Annotated in this window: 12 protein-coding genes; 5 read left to right on the top strand and 7 right to left on the bottom strand. The window is 63.0% G+C overall.

The window, feature by feature from the left end; all coding sequences use genetic code 11:
* The first annotated feature begins 41 nt into the window (after positions 1-41).
* The gene (cobA, locus tag AC4CWF_RS00850; protein WP_491283261.1) at positions 42-836 is read left to right on the top strand and encodes a uroporphyrinogen-III C-methyltransferase; all 795 of its coding nucleotides are present in this window, start codon (positions 42-44) and stop codon (positions 834-836) included.
* Positions 833-2,149 (top strand): cobyrinic acid a,c-diamide synthase CobB, encoded by a 1,317-nt coding sequence (locus AC4CWF_RS00845; protein WP_491283260.1) that lies wholly within the window; start codon positions 833-835, stop codon positions 2,147-2,149. Before cobA ends, AC4CWF_RS00845 begins: the two co-directional genes overlap by 4 nt.
* A gap of 8 nt (positions 2,150-2,157) precedes the next feature.
* Here the strand turns inward: AC4CWF_RS00845 and pbpC are convergent, their stop codons facing one another.
* Positions 2,158-4,245, bottom strand: coding sequence for a penicillin-binding protein 1C (pbpC, locus tag AC4CWF_RS00840; protein ID WP_491283259.1), 2,088 nt, complete (start codon positions 4,243-4,245; stop codon positions 2,158-2,160).
* A 6-nt stretch (positions 4,246-4,251) separates the two neighbouring features.
* Complete coding sequence (locus AC4CWF_RS00835; protein ID WP_491283258.1) at positions 4,252-9,708, bottom strand: alpha-2-macroglobulin family protein; 5,457 nt, start codon at positions 9,706-9,708, stop codon at positions 4,252-4,254.
* Between the two features lie 168 nt (positions 9,709-9,876).
* On the opposite strand from AC4CWF_RS00835, the gene AC4CWF_RS00830 reads away from it, so the two are divergent.
* Positions 9,877-10,272, top strand: coding sequence for a winged helix-turn-helix domain-containing protein (locus AC4CWF_RS00830; protein WP_491283257.1), 396 nt, complete (start codon positions 9,877-9,879; stop codon positions 10,270-10,272).
* A gap of 34 nt (positions 10,273-10,306) precedes the next feature.
* Here the strand turns inward: AC4CWF_RS00830 and AC4CWF_RS00825 are convergent, their stop codons facing one another.
* The 5 genes from AC4CWF_RS00825 to AC4CWF_RS00805 all read right to left on the bottom strand — a co-directional run bounded on the left by AC4CWF_RS00825 (position 10,307) and on the right by AC4CWF_RS00805 (position 14,393).
* Complete coding sequence (locus tag AC4CWF_RS00825) at positions 10,307-10,789, bottom strand: DUF1003 domain-containing protein (protein WP_491283256.1); 483 nt, start codon at positions 10,787-10,789, stop codon at positions 10,307-10,309.
* A 256-nt stretch (positions 10,790-11,045) separates the two neighbouring features.
* Complete coding sequence (modC, locus tag AC4CWF_RS00820) at positions 11,046-12,113, bottom strand: molybdenum ABC transporter ATP-binding protein (RefSeq protein ID WP_491283255.1); 1,068 nt, start codon at positions 12,111-12,113, stop codon at positions 11,046-11,048.
* Positions 12,110-12,811 carry a molybdate ABC transporter permease subunit gene (gene modB, locus AC4CWF_RS00815; protein ID WP_491285124.1) on the bottom strand — a complete coding sequence of 234 codons (702 nt, stop codon included), beginning with the start codon at positions 12,809-12,811 and terminating at the stop codon, positions 12,110-12,112. Before modB ends, modC begins: the two co-directional genes overlap by 4 nt.
* Before the next feature lie 56 nt (positions 12,812-12,867).
* Positions 12,868-13,659, bottom strand: a complete 792-nt coding sequence (gene modA, locus AC4CWF_RS00810; RefSeq protein ID WP_491283254.1) for a molybdate ABC transporter substrate-binding protein — start codon at positions 13,657-13,659, stop codon at positions 12,868-12,870.
* A gap of 215 nt (positions 13,660-13,874) precedes the next feature.
* Entirely contained in the window at positions 13,875-14,393 is a 519-nt protein-coding gene (locus AC4CWF_RS00805; protein ID WP_491283253.1) for a phenolic acid decarboxylase, read from the bottom strand.
* A gap of 126 nt (positions 14,394-14,519) precedes the next feature.
* Here AC4CWF_RS00805 and AC4CWF_RS00800 point away from each other — a divergent pair, with 126 nt between their 5' ends.
* Positions 14,520-15,398, top strand: a complete 879-nt coding sequence (locus AC4CWF_RS00800; protein WP_491283252.1) for a LysR family transcriptional regulator — start codon at positions 14,520-14,522, stop codon at positions 15,396-15,398.
* Between the two features lie 188 nt (positions 15,399-15,586).
* Positions 15,587-16,252 (top strand): sulfite oxidase-like oxidoreductase, encoded by a 666-nt coding sequence (locus AC4CWF_RS00795; protein ID WP_491283251.1) that lies wholly within the window; start codon positions 15,587-15,589, stop codon positions 16,250-16,252.
* Positions 16,253-16,256: the final 4 nt, after the last annotated feature.

The raw sequence follows: 16,256 nt of genomic DNA, 5'->3' as shown, positions 1-16,256 counted from the left end.
AGCGGTGACGCCTCGTTCCGTCACCGGCAAAAGGTTTCGCCATGACGATTGCATCAGCCCTTCAGCGCCTGGAAAGCCGGCTTCCGGCGTTTGAGCCGGGCCATGTCTGGCTTGCCGGCGCCGGCCCCGGCGATCCGCGCTTCCTGACGCTCGAGGTGATCGACGCCCTTTCCAAGGCCGATGTGATCGTCCATGACGCGCTGGTTTCCGATGCGGTTTTATCCTTCGCCTCTAGTGCCGAGGTGATCTATGCCGGCAAGCGCGGCGGCAAACCCTCCACGGCGCAGGAGGATATCACCCTGTCGCTGATCCGGCTGGCCGGCGAAGAAAAACGGGTTCTTCGGCTGAAAGGCGGCGATCCGTTCATCTTCGGGCGCGGCGGCGAAGAGGCGGAAGCGCTGGTCAAGGCCGGCATATCCTGCCGCATCCTGCCCGGCATGACGTCAGCGCTCGCGGGCCTTGCGCTTGCCCGTATTCCCGCCACCATGCGCGGCATGAGCAAGGCCATCACGCTTGCCACCGGCCACGCGGCAGGCGAAGACGGCGATCTCGATTGGGCAGCGCTGGCCCGCACCGGCGAACCCATTGTCGTCTATATGGGCCTTAAGAACCTTGCCACGATCAGCCGCCTGCTGATCGAGGGCGGACGCGCGCCAGAAACGCCGGCGGCCGTCATCATGTCGGCAACAACAGGCGAAGAACGCCTGCTGACGGCGACACTGTCAACGATTGCCGAAGACGCCGCCGCCCAGGGATTTGCAGCCCCTGCATTGATCGTCGTCGGGCAGATTGTCACCATGCGCGACCTGTTGACCCTTGAAGGGGAAAAGCCATGACCCGCGCGCTCATCATCGGTGCCCCGCGCTCCGGCTCCGGCAAGACCAGCGTCACCATCGGGCTGCTCCGGGCCTTTGCGCGGCGCGGTTTTCGCGTGCGCGGCGTGAAATCTGGTCCCGACTATATCGATCCGGGCTTCCACCAGGCGGCGACCGGACTGTCCGGCCTCAACCTCGACAGCTGGGCGATGGAGCCGGATCTTGTGGCTCATCTTCTGGCGGAGGCGGCAGAAGATACCGACCTTCTGCTCATCGAAAGCGCCATGGGCCTGTTCGATGGCATTGCCGGTGGCGAGGGCCGCACCGGGGCGGCCGCCGATCTGTCGCGTCTTCTCGGCATTCCGGTCCTGCTGGTGCTCGATGTATCCGGCCAGAGCCAAACGGCGGCCGCCGTCGCCGTCGGCTTCCAGCATTACGATCCGGCGGTGAAAATGGCCGCCGTGGTGCTGAATCGCGCCGGCAGCGAACGCCATGTGCGCCTCTCGAAAGCGGCCATCGAGGCCAAGGGATTGCCGGTGGTCGGCGCGGTGATGCGTGACAGCACGCTATCGCTGCCGGAACGGCATCTCGGCCTGGTGCAGGCAAGCGAACACCCGGCCATCCAGCACCATATCGACCGGCTGGCGGATGTGATGGAGCAATCGCTCGATCTCGATGCGATCCTGAACCTTGCCGTGGACATCATGCCCGCCTCAGGCTCGACATCTGCCCACCTGCCGCCGCCCGGCCAGCGTATTGCCATTGCCTCCGATGCGGCGTTCACGTTTCTCTATCCGCATCTTGGCCGCCACTGGCGGGCCGCCGGTGCAGAACTTCTGCCGTTCTCGCCGCTGGCGAACGAAGGCCCGAGCGACGATGCCGATGCCTGCTGGCTGCCTGGCGGTTATCCCGAGCTTCATGCCGGCATCCTCTCCAGCGCCTCCGGGTTCAGCGAAGGGCTCACAAGGTTTGCAGAGAGCCGGCCCGTCCATGGCGAGTGCGGCGGCTACATGGTTCTTGGCGAGCGTCTGGAGGATGCCGACGGTGAAACCCATTCGATGACCGCCCTGCTGTCGCATTCCACCAGCTTTTCCAAGCGCAAGATGAATCTCGGATACCGGCAGGCACGGCTTCTCAACGATGGGCCGCTGGGCGCCGCCGGCCAGGTGATCCGCGGCCATGAGTTTCATTATGCCAGCGTCATCGACAAGGGCAACGACGAGGCTTTTGCGCAGATTGCCGATGGCACAGGCACGCCGATCGGTCTTTCAGGCGGCCGTCGCGGCTTTGTGACAGGCACGTTCTTCCACGCCATTGCCCGGACGACGCTGTAAGAACGCTGCTACTCGATGAATACCCTAACGGTTGCCGCCCGACCCATCGCGTCGATCACCGTCAGCGTCGAATAACCGGCGCCATCGGGCAGCCATTCGGAGGTGCGCTTGCGCGACAGCGCCTCCAGCGGACGACCATTGGCAAGCCAGCGAAACGGCGCCCGCCCGCCTTGCAGCTTCAGCACCAGCGGCGAGAGGGTTTGGCCAACCTGGGCGCCGAGATCCACCCGCGCCCCTTCCGGGGGATAAACGATCTGCGGTGCCGGTTCGCGCGAACTGGTTCTCGTCAGACCGCTTGCGGTTATCGAAAGCCGGCGAAGGCCAAGCGGCAATTCGCTGAGCGCGATGCGTGTGGCGCCCGGCGGCGGGGTCGGATGCGGCGTGATCGCAACGCCGGATTTGGCAAAAGCCTCGAAGAGGATGGGGGCGGCCGTGCCATAACCGGTAATGCCGGGCACGGCGCCATTGTCCGGCCGCCCCACCCAGACGCCGAGCACATAGCGCCCGTCATACCCGACCGACCATGCGTCGCGGTAACCGTAGCTGGTGCCCGTCTTGTAGGCGAGACCGAGCTTTCGGCTGCCCTGCGGCGGCAGGACACCGGAGAGAATGTCGGTGACGTTCCACACCGCGACCGGATCAAGCAGCGGCTGGGCGATATCGCGTGCAGGCCGATCATGTACGCCATCGCCCAGATGCACCGGAGTGCCGTCATTGGCCAGGCCAGCATAAAGCTGCACCAGATCCTTCAGCGTCATGCCGACGCCGCCAAGGCCGATGGCAAGGCCGGGCGCTTCGCCGGCCGGCAGGATGGGGCGCACATCGGCGCGGCGAAATCGAACCATGAGCCGGCCTGGTCCGACAGCCTCCAGAAGCCTGACCGCCGGTACGTTGAGCGAGAGTTGCAGCGCCTGGCGGACGCTGACATCGCCCTGATAACTCATGTCGAAATTGCGCGGACGGTAGCCGGAAAAATCCGATGGCCGATCCTCGATGATGCTTTCCTGCGCCACCACGCCCTCTTCGAAGGCCAGGCCATAGATGAAGGGCTTGAGCGTAGAGCCCGGCGAGCGGATCGCCCGCGTCATGTCGATCCAGCCGGAGCGGGCGGCATCGAAGGCGCCGGCAGACCCGATCTCGGCGACGATCTCGCCCGTTGTCGAATCCGCCATCAGCATGGCAAGCGAGGCTTTGGGCGGCAGGTGGGCCGCTGCCGATGCGGCAACCGCCTCCAGCCCCTGCTGGATCGGAAACCGAAGAGTGGTGGACAGACGGGATGTATCCGGCGCCTTGCGGCGTGCCGCTTCAGCCAGATGCGCGGCAAGTGCCGGAAGCGGGCGACGGATGCGTGGCACGGGAGACAGATCGGCGCGTTCGGCCTCGCCTTCCCCCACCACAACCGCCACCGTCTTGCGATCCAGGACTTTTGCACGCGCGGCCTTGGCAATGTCGGGGAAACGATCAGGGCGGCGCGCTTCCGGCGATTGCGGCAGCGCCACCAGAAGGGCTGCCTCGGCCACCGAAAGCCGGCGCGGTTCCTTGCCGAAATAGGCAAGGCTTGCCGCCCTCACCCCCTCCAGATTGCCCCCATAGGGCGCAAGTGTCAGGTAGAGATCGAGAATCTGCGCCTTGGAAAGCCGCCGCTCGATCTGAACCGCCCGTGCCATCTGGCGCAGTTTTGCCGAAATCGACCTGATATCGCGCGGCTCGATCAGCCGGGCCACCTGCATCGACAGCGTGGAGGCGCCCGACACGATGCGGCCATGGGTGAGAAGCTGCACGGCTGCGCGGGCGAGCGCATAAGGATCGATGCCGGAATGGGTGTAGAAACGCTGGTCCTCATAGGCGACCAGCATGCGCAGGAATTGCGGATCGACATCGTTCGCTGTCGTCTTCAGCCGCCAGATCCCGTCACCGGCCGCAAAGGCGCGTAGCAACTGGCCATCGACATCCAGCACTTCGGTAGACACAAGCGCTGCCGCCTCAAGCGGCGGGGGAAACGCCCGGTCAGCGGCCACCAGAGCGAAAGCGGCACCAGTGGCAAGAACCACCAGTGCCGCCCCGCCGACCAAAGCCCATGTCCACCGCCGCTGCATATTCCCTTACCTGGCCTGTTCGACCGTCATTCGCCCGGCCGCCGTGCGGGCAGAAAATTGCGGGCGGTACATGTCTTCCACAACGGCTGCCGGATGATCGTAGGTGCCGGGTGTGACGGCGCGCACCACATAGGCAAGCGTAATCTCCCGCGCATCGCCCTTGGCGCGATCAAAGGCTGCGACAAAGCGATCGTTGCGGAATTCCGTGTGGGCAGGCTGCACCTCGCCGATCCACTCGAAATTCGTCAGCTGGGCGCTGTCGACAAGGCTCGGATTGTCGATCTCGAAACCGGCCGGCAGAAGATCCTGAATAAGGATGCGCGAGGGCCAGTCATTGGCCTCGTTTACCGTCAGCACCACGACATAACGCTCGTTCTGGGCCGCTTCGCTGACACTGACCTCCTCGCCTTCAAGCGTATAATAGCTGCGGGCGATGGTGAAACCCTCGCCGCCGGCGGCCGGTGGCTGGCGCGGTGCGGCAATCGTCGTCACCACGGCAGACACAGGATCGGCGGAACGGTTGGCAAGAGTGACCGGCTTTGCCAGAAGCGCCTCGCCCGTCAACTGCGCGCTGTAGCTGCCGGATTTCGCCTCTCCGTTGACCGCAAGTTTCAACCCATCGTCGCCCTTTTGCAGGGCGCGCGCCGCCAGCAGCATCCAGGCCTGTTCCTGCGTGCTGACATATTTTTTCGCCCGCCATTCCTTGGCGACAATGTCAGCCAGTTGCGGCACGATGGGCGGCACCGGCCGGCTTTCGGCGGCAAGTGCCAGCACGGCTGCCCCATCGCGCAGTTGCGAGCCATAATCCGAACGCGACAGGCTAACCTTCGTCACCGACGCTTTCTCCGCCATCTGGAAGGCAGAGGCAAACACGGTTTTGGAGCGTTGCGCATCGCCATAGAGCGCAAGCGCCGATGCCAGATGCGCCTTCGAGAGCGGCGTCGGGAAATCACCCAGCATCGTATCGGCATAATACCTGAGATCACTGATCGCGGCCTTGCGATTGCGCGCCAGCACATAGAGCGAATAAGCGATCTCGCCGCCCTGATCGCGGATATTCACGTCATAGGCGAGCCCGTTCTGCAGGTTGTCCAGAGCCTGGACCAAAGCCTTTTCCGGCACCTCGAAACCCTGTTCGCGGGCGCGGGTGAGGAAATCGCTGACATAGGCATCCAGCCAGCGGTCGCCGCCGCCCGGACCCCAGAGACCAAAGCTTCCCGAGGATGACTGGTAGGACAGCACGCGGTAGATGGCGTCCTGCACCCGTTTCTTCACCGCCTGATCGTCTGCCATTCCGCTCTGGCGGGTGAGTTCCGACAGGTACAGCAGCGGGATAGCGCGGCTGGTGGTCTGTTCGGCGCAGCCATAGGGATAACGGTCGAGTGCCATCAACAGCGCTGGCACATCAAATTCCGCCGAGCGCGTGACATTGAGCGCGACGGAGGCGCCGGCAAGTTCGGCATCGGCGAGCAGATTGCCATCGACCGTCAGGCTCTGGCCGGGGGCAAGTGCCAGAACCCGGCGTTCCGTCACCGGCAGAACGCTCGGGCGCACCGGAATATCAAGCCCCTGCGCAAGCGGCGAAATGCCCTCGCCGTCGAGCGTCAACATCACCTTGCCATCGCCGGGCTTTTCGCCCTTCACCCGCACCGTCACGGTCTGCTTTGCCCCGGCTTCCAGCCGCACCGCAGTTCCTGAACCTGAGGTATCGACGCTGACCGCATCATTTGCCGTCAACGACAGGCGATAATTTCCGGCCGGGGCATCCGTATTGGCAATGTCGAGCCTGAGGTCTGCCGTATCGCCGGGCGCCAGAAAACGCGGCAGGCTTGCCGTCACCACCACGGGATCGCGGATGACAACGTCTCTTGTGCCGTGGCCGATGCCGGTCTTCGTCCAGGCAACCGTCATGACGCGGGCCGTGCCGTTGAACTGGGGAATGTCGAAGCTCACCTTCGCTCTGCCCTCAGCATCCAGCTTCACCGGGCCGGAGAAGAAGGCGACCAGCTTTTCTTTCGGCGGACTACCTTGCAGCGCCACGCTTCCACCATCGCCACCGGTCCTGAGGCGCCCGGTAGCCCCGAGCGATCCATCGATCAGGCGACCGTAGATATCGCGGATTTCAAGCCCCAGCTGCCGCTGGCCAAAATACCAGTTATCCGGCGCCGGCGGCTCATACCGCGTGAGGTTGAGAATGCCGACATCGACGGCTGCCACCGTCACATAAGCCTCCTCGAAGGCGCCGGCACCGGCAACCTCGATGCCGATATCGAGCGGCTGGCGCGGCAGGGTCTTGTCCGGGCCTGAGAGCGTCACGGACAGATCACGATCCTCAGGGTCCACCGTCAGCCAGGTAATGCCGATGGCGCGCATCGGCATGCGGCTTTCCTGCGCATCACCCGGCCGATAGAGCGTTGCCGTCACATAGGCGCCGGCGCCCCATGCGGCCGTCACCGGAATGTCCACCTCGCCGCCCTTTTCGCCGATCTCAACATTCTGCACGGCAATCAGGTTTTCGGCACCGGCTGTAATCATCAACTGGCCGGCGTAGCGGCTGGAGACCTTGAGTTTTGCGGTTTCGCCGACCTTGTAGGACGCCTTGTCCAGCGCAACTTCCAGCGCATCCGGCGTTTCGGTGGAACTCGCCGTCACGAACCAGCCGGCATCGAATTCGACGCTGCTTGCAGGGCCATCGGCTTCCGCGCTCTGGATTTCAAGGCGATAACGCCCCCATTCCACTGGCACCGCGACCTTGCCCCCATCGGCAGCTGCCACATTCACCGTGCCATTCGCCACCTGTTTCGTGCGGTTGACCGGCTCGTAACGCCAGGAACTTCCCTCGCGATACCATTGATAATCCCGCTCGATGCGCACGAGTTTCCACAAAAGGCCATTGGCGGCCTGCTTCTGACCGTCTTCGCCGATCATGATCACGTTGAAGTTGCCGACGGAGTTTTCCGAGAGATCGCCTGAAAATTCCGGCTTGATGCCGATTCGCGGACCGTCAGAGCGCACCGGAAGCGTCAACCGGCGCTCCACCGCGCGACCGCCGCCTTCCTTGAGGCGCACGACAATTTCCGCATCCGTCAGCTGCGTCGTATAGGCAAGCTCGGTCAGGCCGGCATCGAAAGTGGTTTTTCCCTGCTCGTCCAATACATCGAGGCCGTCCAGCGGCAGACGTTCGGCTTCGCTTGCCTCTTCGTCTGCAAGACCAAAGAGATAACCCTTGTAGGCTTCACGCGCGCGGGTGTGCTTCAGCACGACCTCGCCTTCCAGCGAAAGACCGGCCGCCGGCGCGCCATAGAGATAACGGCCGTCAACCTCCATCGGCACATCCGCGCCCAGCGTGATCTCCTTGACCTCGCTCTTCAGGTCGAACTCGATACGATCGGGCACGAAATCATCGACCAGAAAGCGCTTTTCCGCCAGCGGCGAGCCCTTCGGATCGGTAAACACCTGCAGTGTCCAGGTGCCGCGCATGGCGGTTTCCTGCACCGGCAGATCCAGCGCATAACCACCAAGCTTGCCGTTCTCGGTCATCCGCCGGTCTTCCACGCCATCCGGGCGCAGGAAAACGAAGGTGAGCGGCAGGTTGTCGATGGATTTCGCCTCGACATCGCGCGCCAGAACGGCGGCATGGACGGTTTCACCGGGGCGATAGATGCCGCGTTCGGTATAGGCATAGATATCGATGGCACCGGGGGCAGGCCGGCCCGTCACGCCGCGGTCGGAGAGATCGAAACCGGCGCGGGTCATGTCGAGAAAGACATAATCCTCGCCCGCCTTCATCGCCGTCAGCACCGCCGGCACCATGGCCGCCGTGCCGCGAATGAGACCGGCGCTGAAGGTGGCGCGGCCGTTTTCATCCGTCTTTGCCGTGCCCAGCACCTCGTTGTTTTTCGCCAGCAGTTGCAGATCAACGCCAGCTGCCGGTTTTGCGCTGGCGAGCGACCGTACGAAAACGTTCAGCCCGTCAGTGCCGGCATAGGTGGAGAGCCCAAGATCGGACACGACGAACCATTGCGTCGCCTTGTTGTCCCACTCGTTGGCCGTGCCGGTGCCGGCAGTTGCTGTCAGCACATAAACCCCCGGCTTGCGCTGAGGCAGCGCCTCATCCACCGGAAAGCTCGTCACCACATCCTTGTTGATATCCTGGGCAATATCGATGCTGCCCTGCCAGACGAGTTGGCCATTGCTCGCCTCGATCTGGTCGGCCGAATAGCCGTCCATCTGGGTGAGGAACTGCGAATTGGCCAGAAGCGGCGCAATGTTGCGATCGCCGATACGGTAGAGCTTCAGGTTGGCGCTCGGCGTGTTGACGGAAACCAGCGGAATGCCACGCCGCGCCGTGGATGGCAGCACGAAACTGTCGCCGGTAAAGCGCACCGAAGGCGAGCGATCCTTGACGTAAAGATCAAGATCAACACCCGCTTCGAGATTTTCGCCGACGGAAGAGGGAAGGCCGCGGCGCAGGGTCAGCTTGTAGCGCTCGCCATGCGCAAGACCTTCCACGCAGATCTGGCTGTCCTTGGCCTCCAATGCCTTCGGCGCGGCCCCGTTCAGGGTGACGAAGGGTGCGTAATCCGTGCCAGCCTTCACCAGCGGTTCGGAAAAGGTCACGCAGGCGCGCGGGCTTGCGCTATCGGCATCGATCGTGTGCTCGGTCACGCGAAACCCGAAGCGAGTCCGCAGATCATTGAGCCGCGCCTGGACGGTGCGGGCCGGCACAAGTGCCACGCTTTCCTTGAGCGCGGTAATGGCAGCGCGATGGTTTTCCTGCCGTTCCAGCCCTTCGGCCAGAAGCGCCAGCGCCTCGGCACGGGCCTGGGCGGTGCGCGATGCATCATAAGCATTGACGGCGGCCAGCACCGCTTTTGCCGTCATGTCGGATTTGTCCTTGGCGGAATTTGCCGCCCGCGCCGTCTCGCTCCACAGCGCAGCATCTTCAGGCTCGATGGACAGGGCTGCAAGATAGGCTGAAACCGCAGCCTCGACATTGCCGCCGATAAACTCCACCTGCGCCAGCGCCTTCAGGCTTTCGAGCCCTTGGCCCTCGAGTTCGGCAGGCATTTCAAGGTCATCGCGCAGCGCTGTCGCCTGCTGGAGTGTCTCAGCCGTCAGGAAAGACAGTTTTGGCGCAGCCCCGATATCGGGATCTGTCGCGTCGCTCACCACCTTGCCGGCCACGGCACCGACAAAATCGTTGCGCTGGCTGTAATCGGATTTGAGAAAACACCATTTGGCCTTCACATTATAGGTGAAGGCACGGCAGGACTTGTCCGCAATACAGGCGGTCTCGCACTGGTCGAGCGGCACATTCTTGACGGTGCGCAAGTCGAACCCGACATAATCGGCATCCTCCGCCGTCTCGATCCGGCGGTCGGTCTGTTGGGAAAAGGCCGGAGAGGTCAGCATAAGGCCTGCCAAAAAGGCGGCCACACCCATGATAACGCGCTTAGACATGACGTCCTCCCCGGCAGCTTGCGTTCAGGTGGGGCAGTCTTCTTGTGTCAGAACATGCTTGTCAATGCGAACCAAACATTCAGCTGATGGAACGCTCTGGCTTCGCGCCGGAGGGCTTGCTAGATCGTCAATGGCAGAACCGAGATCCAAGGCGAGGAACGCCACAGCATGGCGCAGAACGAACCGATGCCACCCAAAATCATCCTGCGCGTGGATTTTTGCCCCGGCGACAGGCTCGGGCGCGGCAAGATCCAGCTTCTGGAACTGATCCGCGAGACCGGCTCCATTTCCGCAGCCGGCCGGGCAATGGACATGTCCTATCGCCGCGCCTGGCTGCTTGTCGATGCGCTGAACCATATGTTCGACGCGCCCGCGGTGGAGCGGCAGCGGGGCGGAAAACAGGGCGGCGGCGCGCAGGTGACGGCCTTCGGCGAGGAACTGATCGCCCGCTTCCGCTCCATGCAGCAAAAAGCCGAGGCCGCCATGTCAGACGACCTCGACTGGTTGCTCAGCCACAAAACCGTGCCAGAAAGCGGGGCAGCCAAGCAAACATCCTCAACCTGAGACTGCTTGCGCAGATGTCCCGGCACACGGACGTTCAGTTGACTGCCGTCTGTTCGCCGTTTGCCGCTGTCGGCGTGCCCAGCTGGAGACGGATGAGCATGGCGAGATCCCCGGTCAGCGCATCCACCTTGGCATGCAGATTGGCGATTTCGGCTTCCGAGCGCAGGTTGGTTTCATAATCCAGCCGGGCGGCCAGCCGATCCTTGGCGGCCTGGCGGTTCTGGCTCATCATGATGACCGGCGCCTGCAGGGCTGCCACCATCGACAGCATCAGGTTGAGGAAGATGTAGGGGAACGGATCGAAGGCGTTGGCGGCCAGCACCGCCGTATTCAGGATTGCCCAGGCAACCAGGAAAACGGTGAAGCCGATGATGAAGCTCCACGAACCGCCGATGGCGGCGACGCGGTCAGCCAGACGATCACCAAAGGTGGAACGTTCGGCAAAGATTTCGTTCGGGTCCTTGCGGACACCGGGACGGCGCAGATGGGCTGCGAAAAAACGGATGGTTGCGTTCATGCTCACCTCCTGGACGACCGGCCGCTTGCGGCTGGTCGCAGGGCGCTGACAGCAATCAGCTCAATGCGGCAGCCACAAACGGCGCGGTCAATCGACTATGATCGTTATCGGGCATGATCCCCTCGGGGGTCGGTTTTAAAGGATAGACGCAACGATATGTGCGTGAGATCGAGGTAGTCCTGCCGGAGGCTGCCGTCAAACGGAAAAATCGCCCCGTTGTGCAGTGCGGTAGAGCCATGAATTCACATTTTCGAGATCACCGAGGGGCAAGCGCCACCGTCTTGATGATGGCATGGACGCAAAGCCCCGGCAAAAGCTGCAGCCGCCCGACGGAAAGCGCGGTAATGCGTGCCTGGATCCGTTCCTGCCCGCAGGCAAGCTCGACATCGGCCGCCCCGTTGCCGGCCGGCGTGATGGACAGGATGCGCCCCTCGAGCACGTTGAGCGCGCTGATGCCAACCGGGCGCACGGTTGCCAGCAGCACTTCGCGCGCCGGAATATGCACGCGCAGCTGCCGTCCGACATCCAGCCCGCCGCGCGGCACCACCAGCTCGGCGCCGGCAAAACCGATGGTGGCAAGACCGGCTGGCACATCGATGGACACCACGCGCCCGGACAGCACACTTCCGGCCTCGCGACCCGTCGCCTCGAAAGCGCCGCCCAGAATGTCGGACGCGCCGCCGCTTGCTTCCACGCGACCATCCGCCAGCACCACGACCCGATCCGCCAGCCGCGCGACTTCCGAAACAGAGTGGCTGACATAAAGGATCGGCACATCCAGTTCGTCGCGCAGCCGCTCGAGATAGGGCAGGATTTCGGCCTTGCGCGCTTCATCGAGCGCCGACAGCGGCTCATCCATCAGCAGCATGCGCGGGGCGGACAAAAGCGCGCGGCCAATCGCCACCCGCTGTTTTTCGCCGCCGGAGAGATTACCCGGCCGCCGCTCGAGAAGATTGCCGATGCCGAGCATGTCGAGCACCCGGTCCATGCTGTCACGCCCCGTGCCTGACCCTGAAAACCAGCGGCCATAGGCCAGGTTCTGGCGCACGCTCAAATGCGGAAAGAGCCGGGGTTCCTGAAACACATAACCGAAACGGCGTCGATGCGCGGGCACCGCCACGCCGGCGTCCGTGTCGATCAGCACCTCGCCATCGAGCACCACCCGCCCCTTTTCGGGCGCCACCAGCCCGCCGACAATGCGCAGCACCGATGTCTTGCCCGAGCCGGACCGGCCGAACAGGGCCGTCACCCCGCGCTCGGAAGAAAACGACACATCGAGCGAAAAGGCGCCCTGCCGATGGCGGATGTCGACCAGAAGCGTCATTCGGCATGGATCCTCTTGCCGATCACCCGCGAGAGCGCCTCCGAGGCCAGAAGCGCTGCCATGGAAAGCGCGATGGCCACCAGCGTCAGGCGTAGAGCACCCGCATCGCCGCCCGGCACCTGAGTAAAGGTATAGATGGCGGCAGACAGCGTCTGCGTTTCACCGGGAACGTTGGACACGAAGGTGATCGTTGCGCCAAACTCGCCCATGGCCTTTGCAAAAGCGAGGATCATGCCGGCAACGACGCCCGGCAGGATCAGCGGCAGCGTGACGGTCAGGAACACGAAGGGCGGCGAGGCGCCAAGCGTGCCGGCGGCCTCTTCCAGCTTGCCATCCACCGCCTCGATCGACAGGCGGATGGAGCGCACCATCAGCGGAAATCCCATGACGGCACAGGCCAAAGCCGCCCCCGTCCAGCGGAAGGACAGCACGATGCCGAAGTGATCGGCAAGAAATGCGCCGATCGGACCGCGCCGGCCAAACAGGATCAGCAGGATATAACCTGTCACGACCGGCGGCAGGATGAGCGGCAGGTGAACCAGCCCGTTCAGCAGCGATTTTCCCCAGAAGCGGCCACGCGCCAGCACATAGGCAATGAGGATGCCGAACGGCAGGCTGGCAACCATGGCGACAACCGATACCTGAAGGCTGAGCCGGATCGCTGCCCATTCTTCGGCGCTCAATGAAAATTCACCCAAATCCGGCACCTGCAACACATCCGGCAACGACACGGCGCGACACCGCCGGGCTCACCCTACTTCAGAATGGCAAAACCCTGCGACTGGAAAAACGGCGCGGCCTTTGGTGACTTCAGAAAATCGAGATAGGCGGCGACCGAAGGGTTTTTCGAGGCGCTGAGGGCTGCGACCGGATAGATGATCGGCGGATGGGTCTCCTGCGGAAAGGTGCCGACGATCGCGACACCGGGATCGGCTGCCGCATCCGTCTGGTAGACGATGCCATAGGCCGCTTCCCCGCGCGACACCAGAGCCAGCGCGCCGCGCACGTTTTCCGCACCCGCAACCTTTGGCGCAACAGTGTTCCAAACGCCGAGCTTTTCCAGCGCCGCCTTGCCATATTTGCCGGCCGGCACGCTTTCGACAGAGCCCATGGCAAGGCGACTGTCGCCGAGCAGTCCGGCCAGATCAAAGCCGGACTTGATTTCGACCGGCGTGGCCTTGTCCTTCGGTGCCACCAGAACGATGCGGTTGCCGACCAGGTTGCTGCGGGTTTCGGGCGCGATCAACTGTTTGCCGGCCAGATAATCCATCCAGTCGAGATCGGCCGAAATGAACACATCGGCGGGCGCCCCGGCTTCGATCTGTTTGGCAAGCGCCGAACTTGCCGCATAGGAGGTGGTGACATCGACGCCTTTGTCGGCGCGGTAGGCGGCATTGGCGGCATCCAGCGCATTCTTCATGCTGGCGGCCGCAAACACGGTGATTTTTTCGGCGGCAGACGCCGGCGAAACCGTCGCCAGGCAGAGGAGCGACACGGCGGCAAAGGCCGAAAGGATGGAGGTGAGGCAGTGGCGGCGGGTCGGCATGGCGTCTCCTTGCGATGTATTGGTTAAAACATATCGATCCCGCTGAAAATCTCCAGCGTTATGTTTTGAAAAATACAATGATCGCCTCTTGAGCGACCTGGCCTTTGAAGGGCCGACCGGTGAGGGACAAGCGCTTCTTCCCTGCCCGGGACATTCGGCAATGGCAGGATCGCCTGCTGCCCCGGGCTGGCCTCAACCTTTCAGACAGGCCGGCCTCAGTTGCGGCGATCCGCATACCCTTCAGGAAGCTCGGCCGGCGGGCAGCTGATGACCTGCTCATCATCCGGTTCCACCTGTTCGCTGAATGTCAGATCGGCAAATTCATCGACGACCAGCTTCGGATAGGTCGGGCCCGCATCGCGAAACGCCAGCATCCGGTCGATGTGATCATTCTGGAAACAGACGGTTTGCTGGGGATTTTCAGCAATCCAGCGCGGAAAGAAGATGACGCCATGCAGCTTTCGCTCCGCCAGATTGAAAGCAACGCTCACGGTTGTGCCGGTCGGCTCGTCCCACGAGAACTTGTAGACATCATGACCCAGGCGGACGATATGGGCCACCTGATCGCGAACCCAACGCCCACCGACCATGCCGCTGTGAATGCGGTAATCGATGGTGCGCGCGTTCTTGATGTACATCTCGTACTGCCAGCCATTGGCATAGGTGTAGATGACATGCTGGCCAATGATGCCGGTCAGCTCTTCGGGTTTGGTCGATTCAAATTCGTCAATCATCACAATCTCCTTTGTGCGATACGCGACCTTATCCATTGACTTGACGGATAGAAAAGTTCTCATTTTGGCGGATAAAGATCGGATAATCCGATATGTTCAACAATCGCCCTCATCGGGAGCCTTGCCATGAGCCGCATGCCACGCTCGACAATCGAACAATGGGCCGTGCTGCGCGCCGTAATCGAGGCGGGTGGATTTGCGCAGGCGGCAAGCGTGCTGCACAGGAGCCAGTCCTCGGTCAGTTATGCCGTGGCGCGCCTGCAGGAGGCCCTGGGGATCGGGCTCATCGAGATACGGGGACGACGGGCGGTCCTGACAGAGGCGGGTGCCGCGCTGCTGGCCGATACCATCCCGCTGATCGATGAATGGTGCGAGGTCGAGGACCATGCCAAGGCGCTTGCGGGCGGAGAGATTGCCCATATCCGGCTTGTGGTCGACGCGCTTTTCCCAAAACCGCGGCTCTTCGGGGCCCTCAAACGGTTTTCTCAACGCTACCCTCGCGTGGACATCCGCCTGGCGGAAGCCGTACGGCTGACGATGGCGGATATCGGGCATCGAAACTTTGACCTTGCGGTGCTCGTCGCCGAGCCCGCGGCGCGCAACATTGCCTTGATTGCCGACGTGGAACTGGTTGCCGTTGCACGAGATGGCCATCCCCTGACGCAGCTGCGACGCCCGCCCACCGGGCCGACGCTGGCGCGCTACCTGCGTGTGGAAATCCAGGGCTGGGATCTGGAGGAGGAACGACTGCAGGACGATCCCAGCAAGGTCTGGAGCATGAACACGGTCGAGGCCGCCATTGAAGCGGTGCGGCAGGGGCTGTGTTATGGCTGGCTGCCCTCACATCTCATTGAAGCGGATCTACACGCGCAAAGGCTGGTGCAGCTTTCCTTCGTGGCGGGCAAGACGCGCCATATCCCGCTTTGCCTGCGTTATGCCAACCAGTCGCCTCCCATTTCGCCGGCGATAGAATATCTGGGGCAACTGCTGGCAGAACCTGTCTGAAAATGGGCAGCCGCTGCCCGAACGCTGGCCACCGCGCCGTCGCCGCAGAGGATCGTCAGGGCACCTGAACGGCTGGACAGCGGGCGCGAGAGCGTGCAGTTTCACTTGAAAAGCGAATGCCCAGAGAAGGCAGGAACGATCCGCAGGGGTCACCCGTTTCCGAGCATCAACCATTCAGGGATCACGCCATGGCGGACGAGACTTCAGAACCGGAAGCCACCAAGCTTACGAATACCAAATGGAAATGGGCCGCCGAAGGGCGTTTTCTGACCGGCCGTATCTCCCGGCCCGAGACGGACCGGCTTCCGCCCGGCCAGCATCTGGTCAAAAACTGGCCGGTGCTGGATCTTGGCCAGCAGCCGCAGATTTCAGAGATGCAATGGCGGCTGGATGTGCGCGGCGAGGTGGAAAACAAGCTGACCTTCGACTGGGCAGGTTTTCTCGCTCTGCCGCAGAGCCCGTCGGTCTCCGACATTCACTGCGTCACCACCTGGTCTCGCTACGACAATCGCTGGCAGGGCGTGATGGTGCGCGATCTGCTCGATCTCGTCCACCCGATGCCGGAGGCGGATGCGGTGATGCTGACGAGTTTCGACGGCTATACGACGAACCTTCTTCTGTCTGATTTCGCCGCAGCCGATGCACTTCTGGCGACACATTGGGAGGGAGAGCCGATCAGCCGCGAGCACGGCGGTCCCATGCGGCTTGTCGTGCCGCATCTCTATTTCTGGAAAAGCGCCAAATGGCTGACCCGCATCGAATTCACCCGGCAGGACAGGCCCGGCTTCTGGGAGAAGAACGGTTATCACATGCGTGGCGACCCCTGGGCCGAAGAACGTTATTCCGACGATTGATCGG

The organism is Neorhizobium sp. PAMB6630 (genome assembly GCF_058242775.1).
The sequence above is the reverse complement of the archived record's forward strand: the minus strand, read 5'-3'. Positions and strand labels throughout refer to the sequence as shown.

What these genes read in the sequence shown, in the direction of transcription:
- cobA (WP_491283261.1), top strand. Translation starts at nt 42, where the DNA reads ATGACGATTGCATCAGCCCTTCAGCGCCTGGAAAGCCGGCTTCCGGCG.
- AC4CWF_RS00845 (WP_491283260.1), top strand. Translation starts at nt 833, where the DNA reads ATGACCCGCGCGCTCATCATCGGTGCCCCGCGCTCCGGCTCCGGCAAG.
- pbpC (WP_491283259.1), bottom strand. Translation starts at nt 4,245, where the DNA reads ATGCAGCGGCGGTGGACATGGGCTTTGGTCGGCGGGGCGGCACTGGTG.
- AC4CWF_RS00835 (WP_491283258.1), bottom strand. Translation starts at nt 9,708, where the DNA reads ATGTCTAAGCGCGTTATCATGGGTGTGGCCGCCTTTTTGGCAGGCCTT.
- AC4CWF_RS00830 (WP_491283257.1), top strand. Translation starts at nt 9,877, where the DNA reads ATGGCGCAGAACGAACCGATGCCACCCAAAATCATCCTGCGCGTGGAT.
- AC4CWF_RS00825 (WP_491283256.1), bottom strand. Translation starts at nt 10,789, where the DNA reads ATGAACGCAACCATCCGTTTTTTCGCAGCCCATCTGCGCCGTCCCGGT.
- modC (WP_491283255.1), bottom strand. Translation starts at nt 12,113, where the DNA reads ATGACGCTTCTGGTCGACATCCGCCATCGGCAGGGCGCCTTTTCGCTC.
- modA (WP_491283254.1), bottom strand. Translation starts at nt 13,659, where the DNA reads ATGCCGACCCGCCGCCACTGCCTCACCTCCATCCTTTCGGCCTTTGCC.
- AC4CWF_RS00805 (WP_491283253.1), bottom strand. Translation starts at nt 14,393, where the DNA reads ATGATTGACGAATTTGAATCGACCAAACCCGAAGAGCTGACCGGCATC.
- AC4CWF_RS00800 (WP_491283252.1), top strand. Translation starts at nt 14,520, where the DNA reads ATGAGCCGCATGCCACGCTCGACAATCGAACAATGGGCCGTGCTGCGC.
- AC4CWF_RS00795 (WP_491283251.1), top strand. Translation starts at nt 15,587, where the DNA reads ATGGCGGACGAGACTTCAGAACCGGAAGCCACCAAGCTTACGAATACC.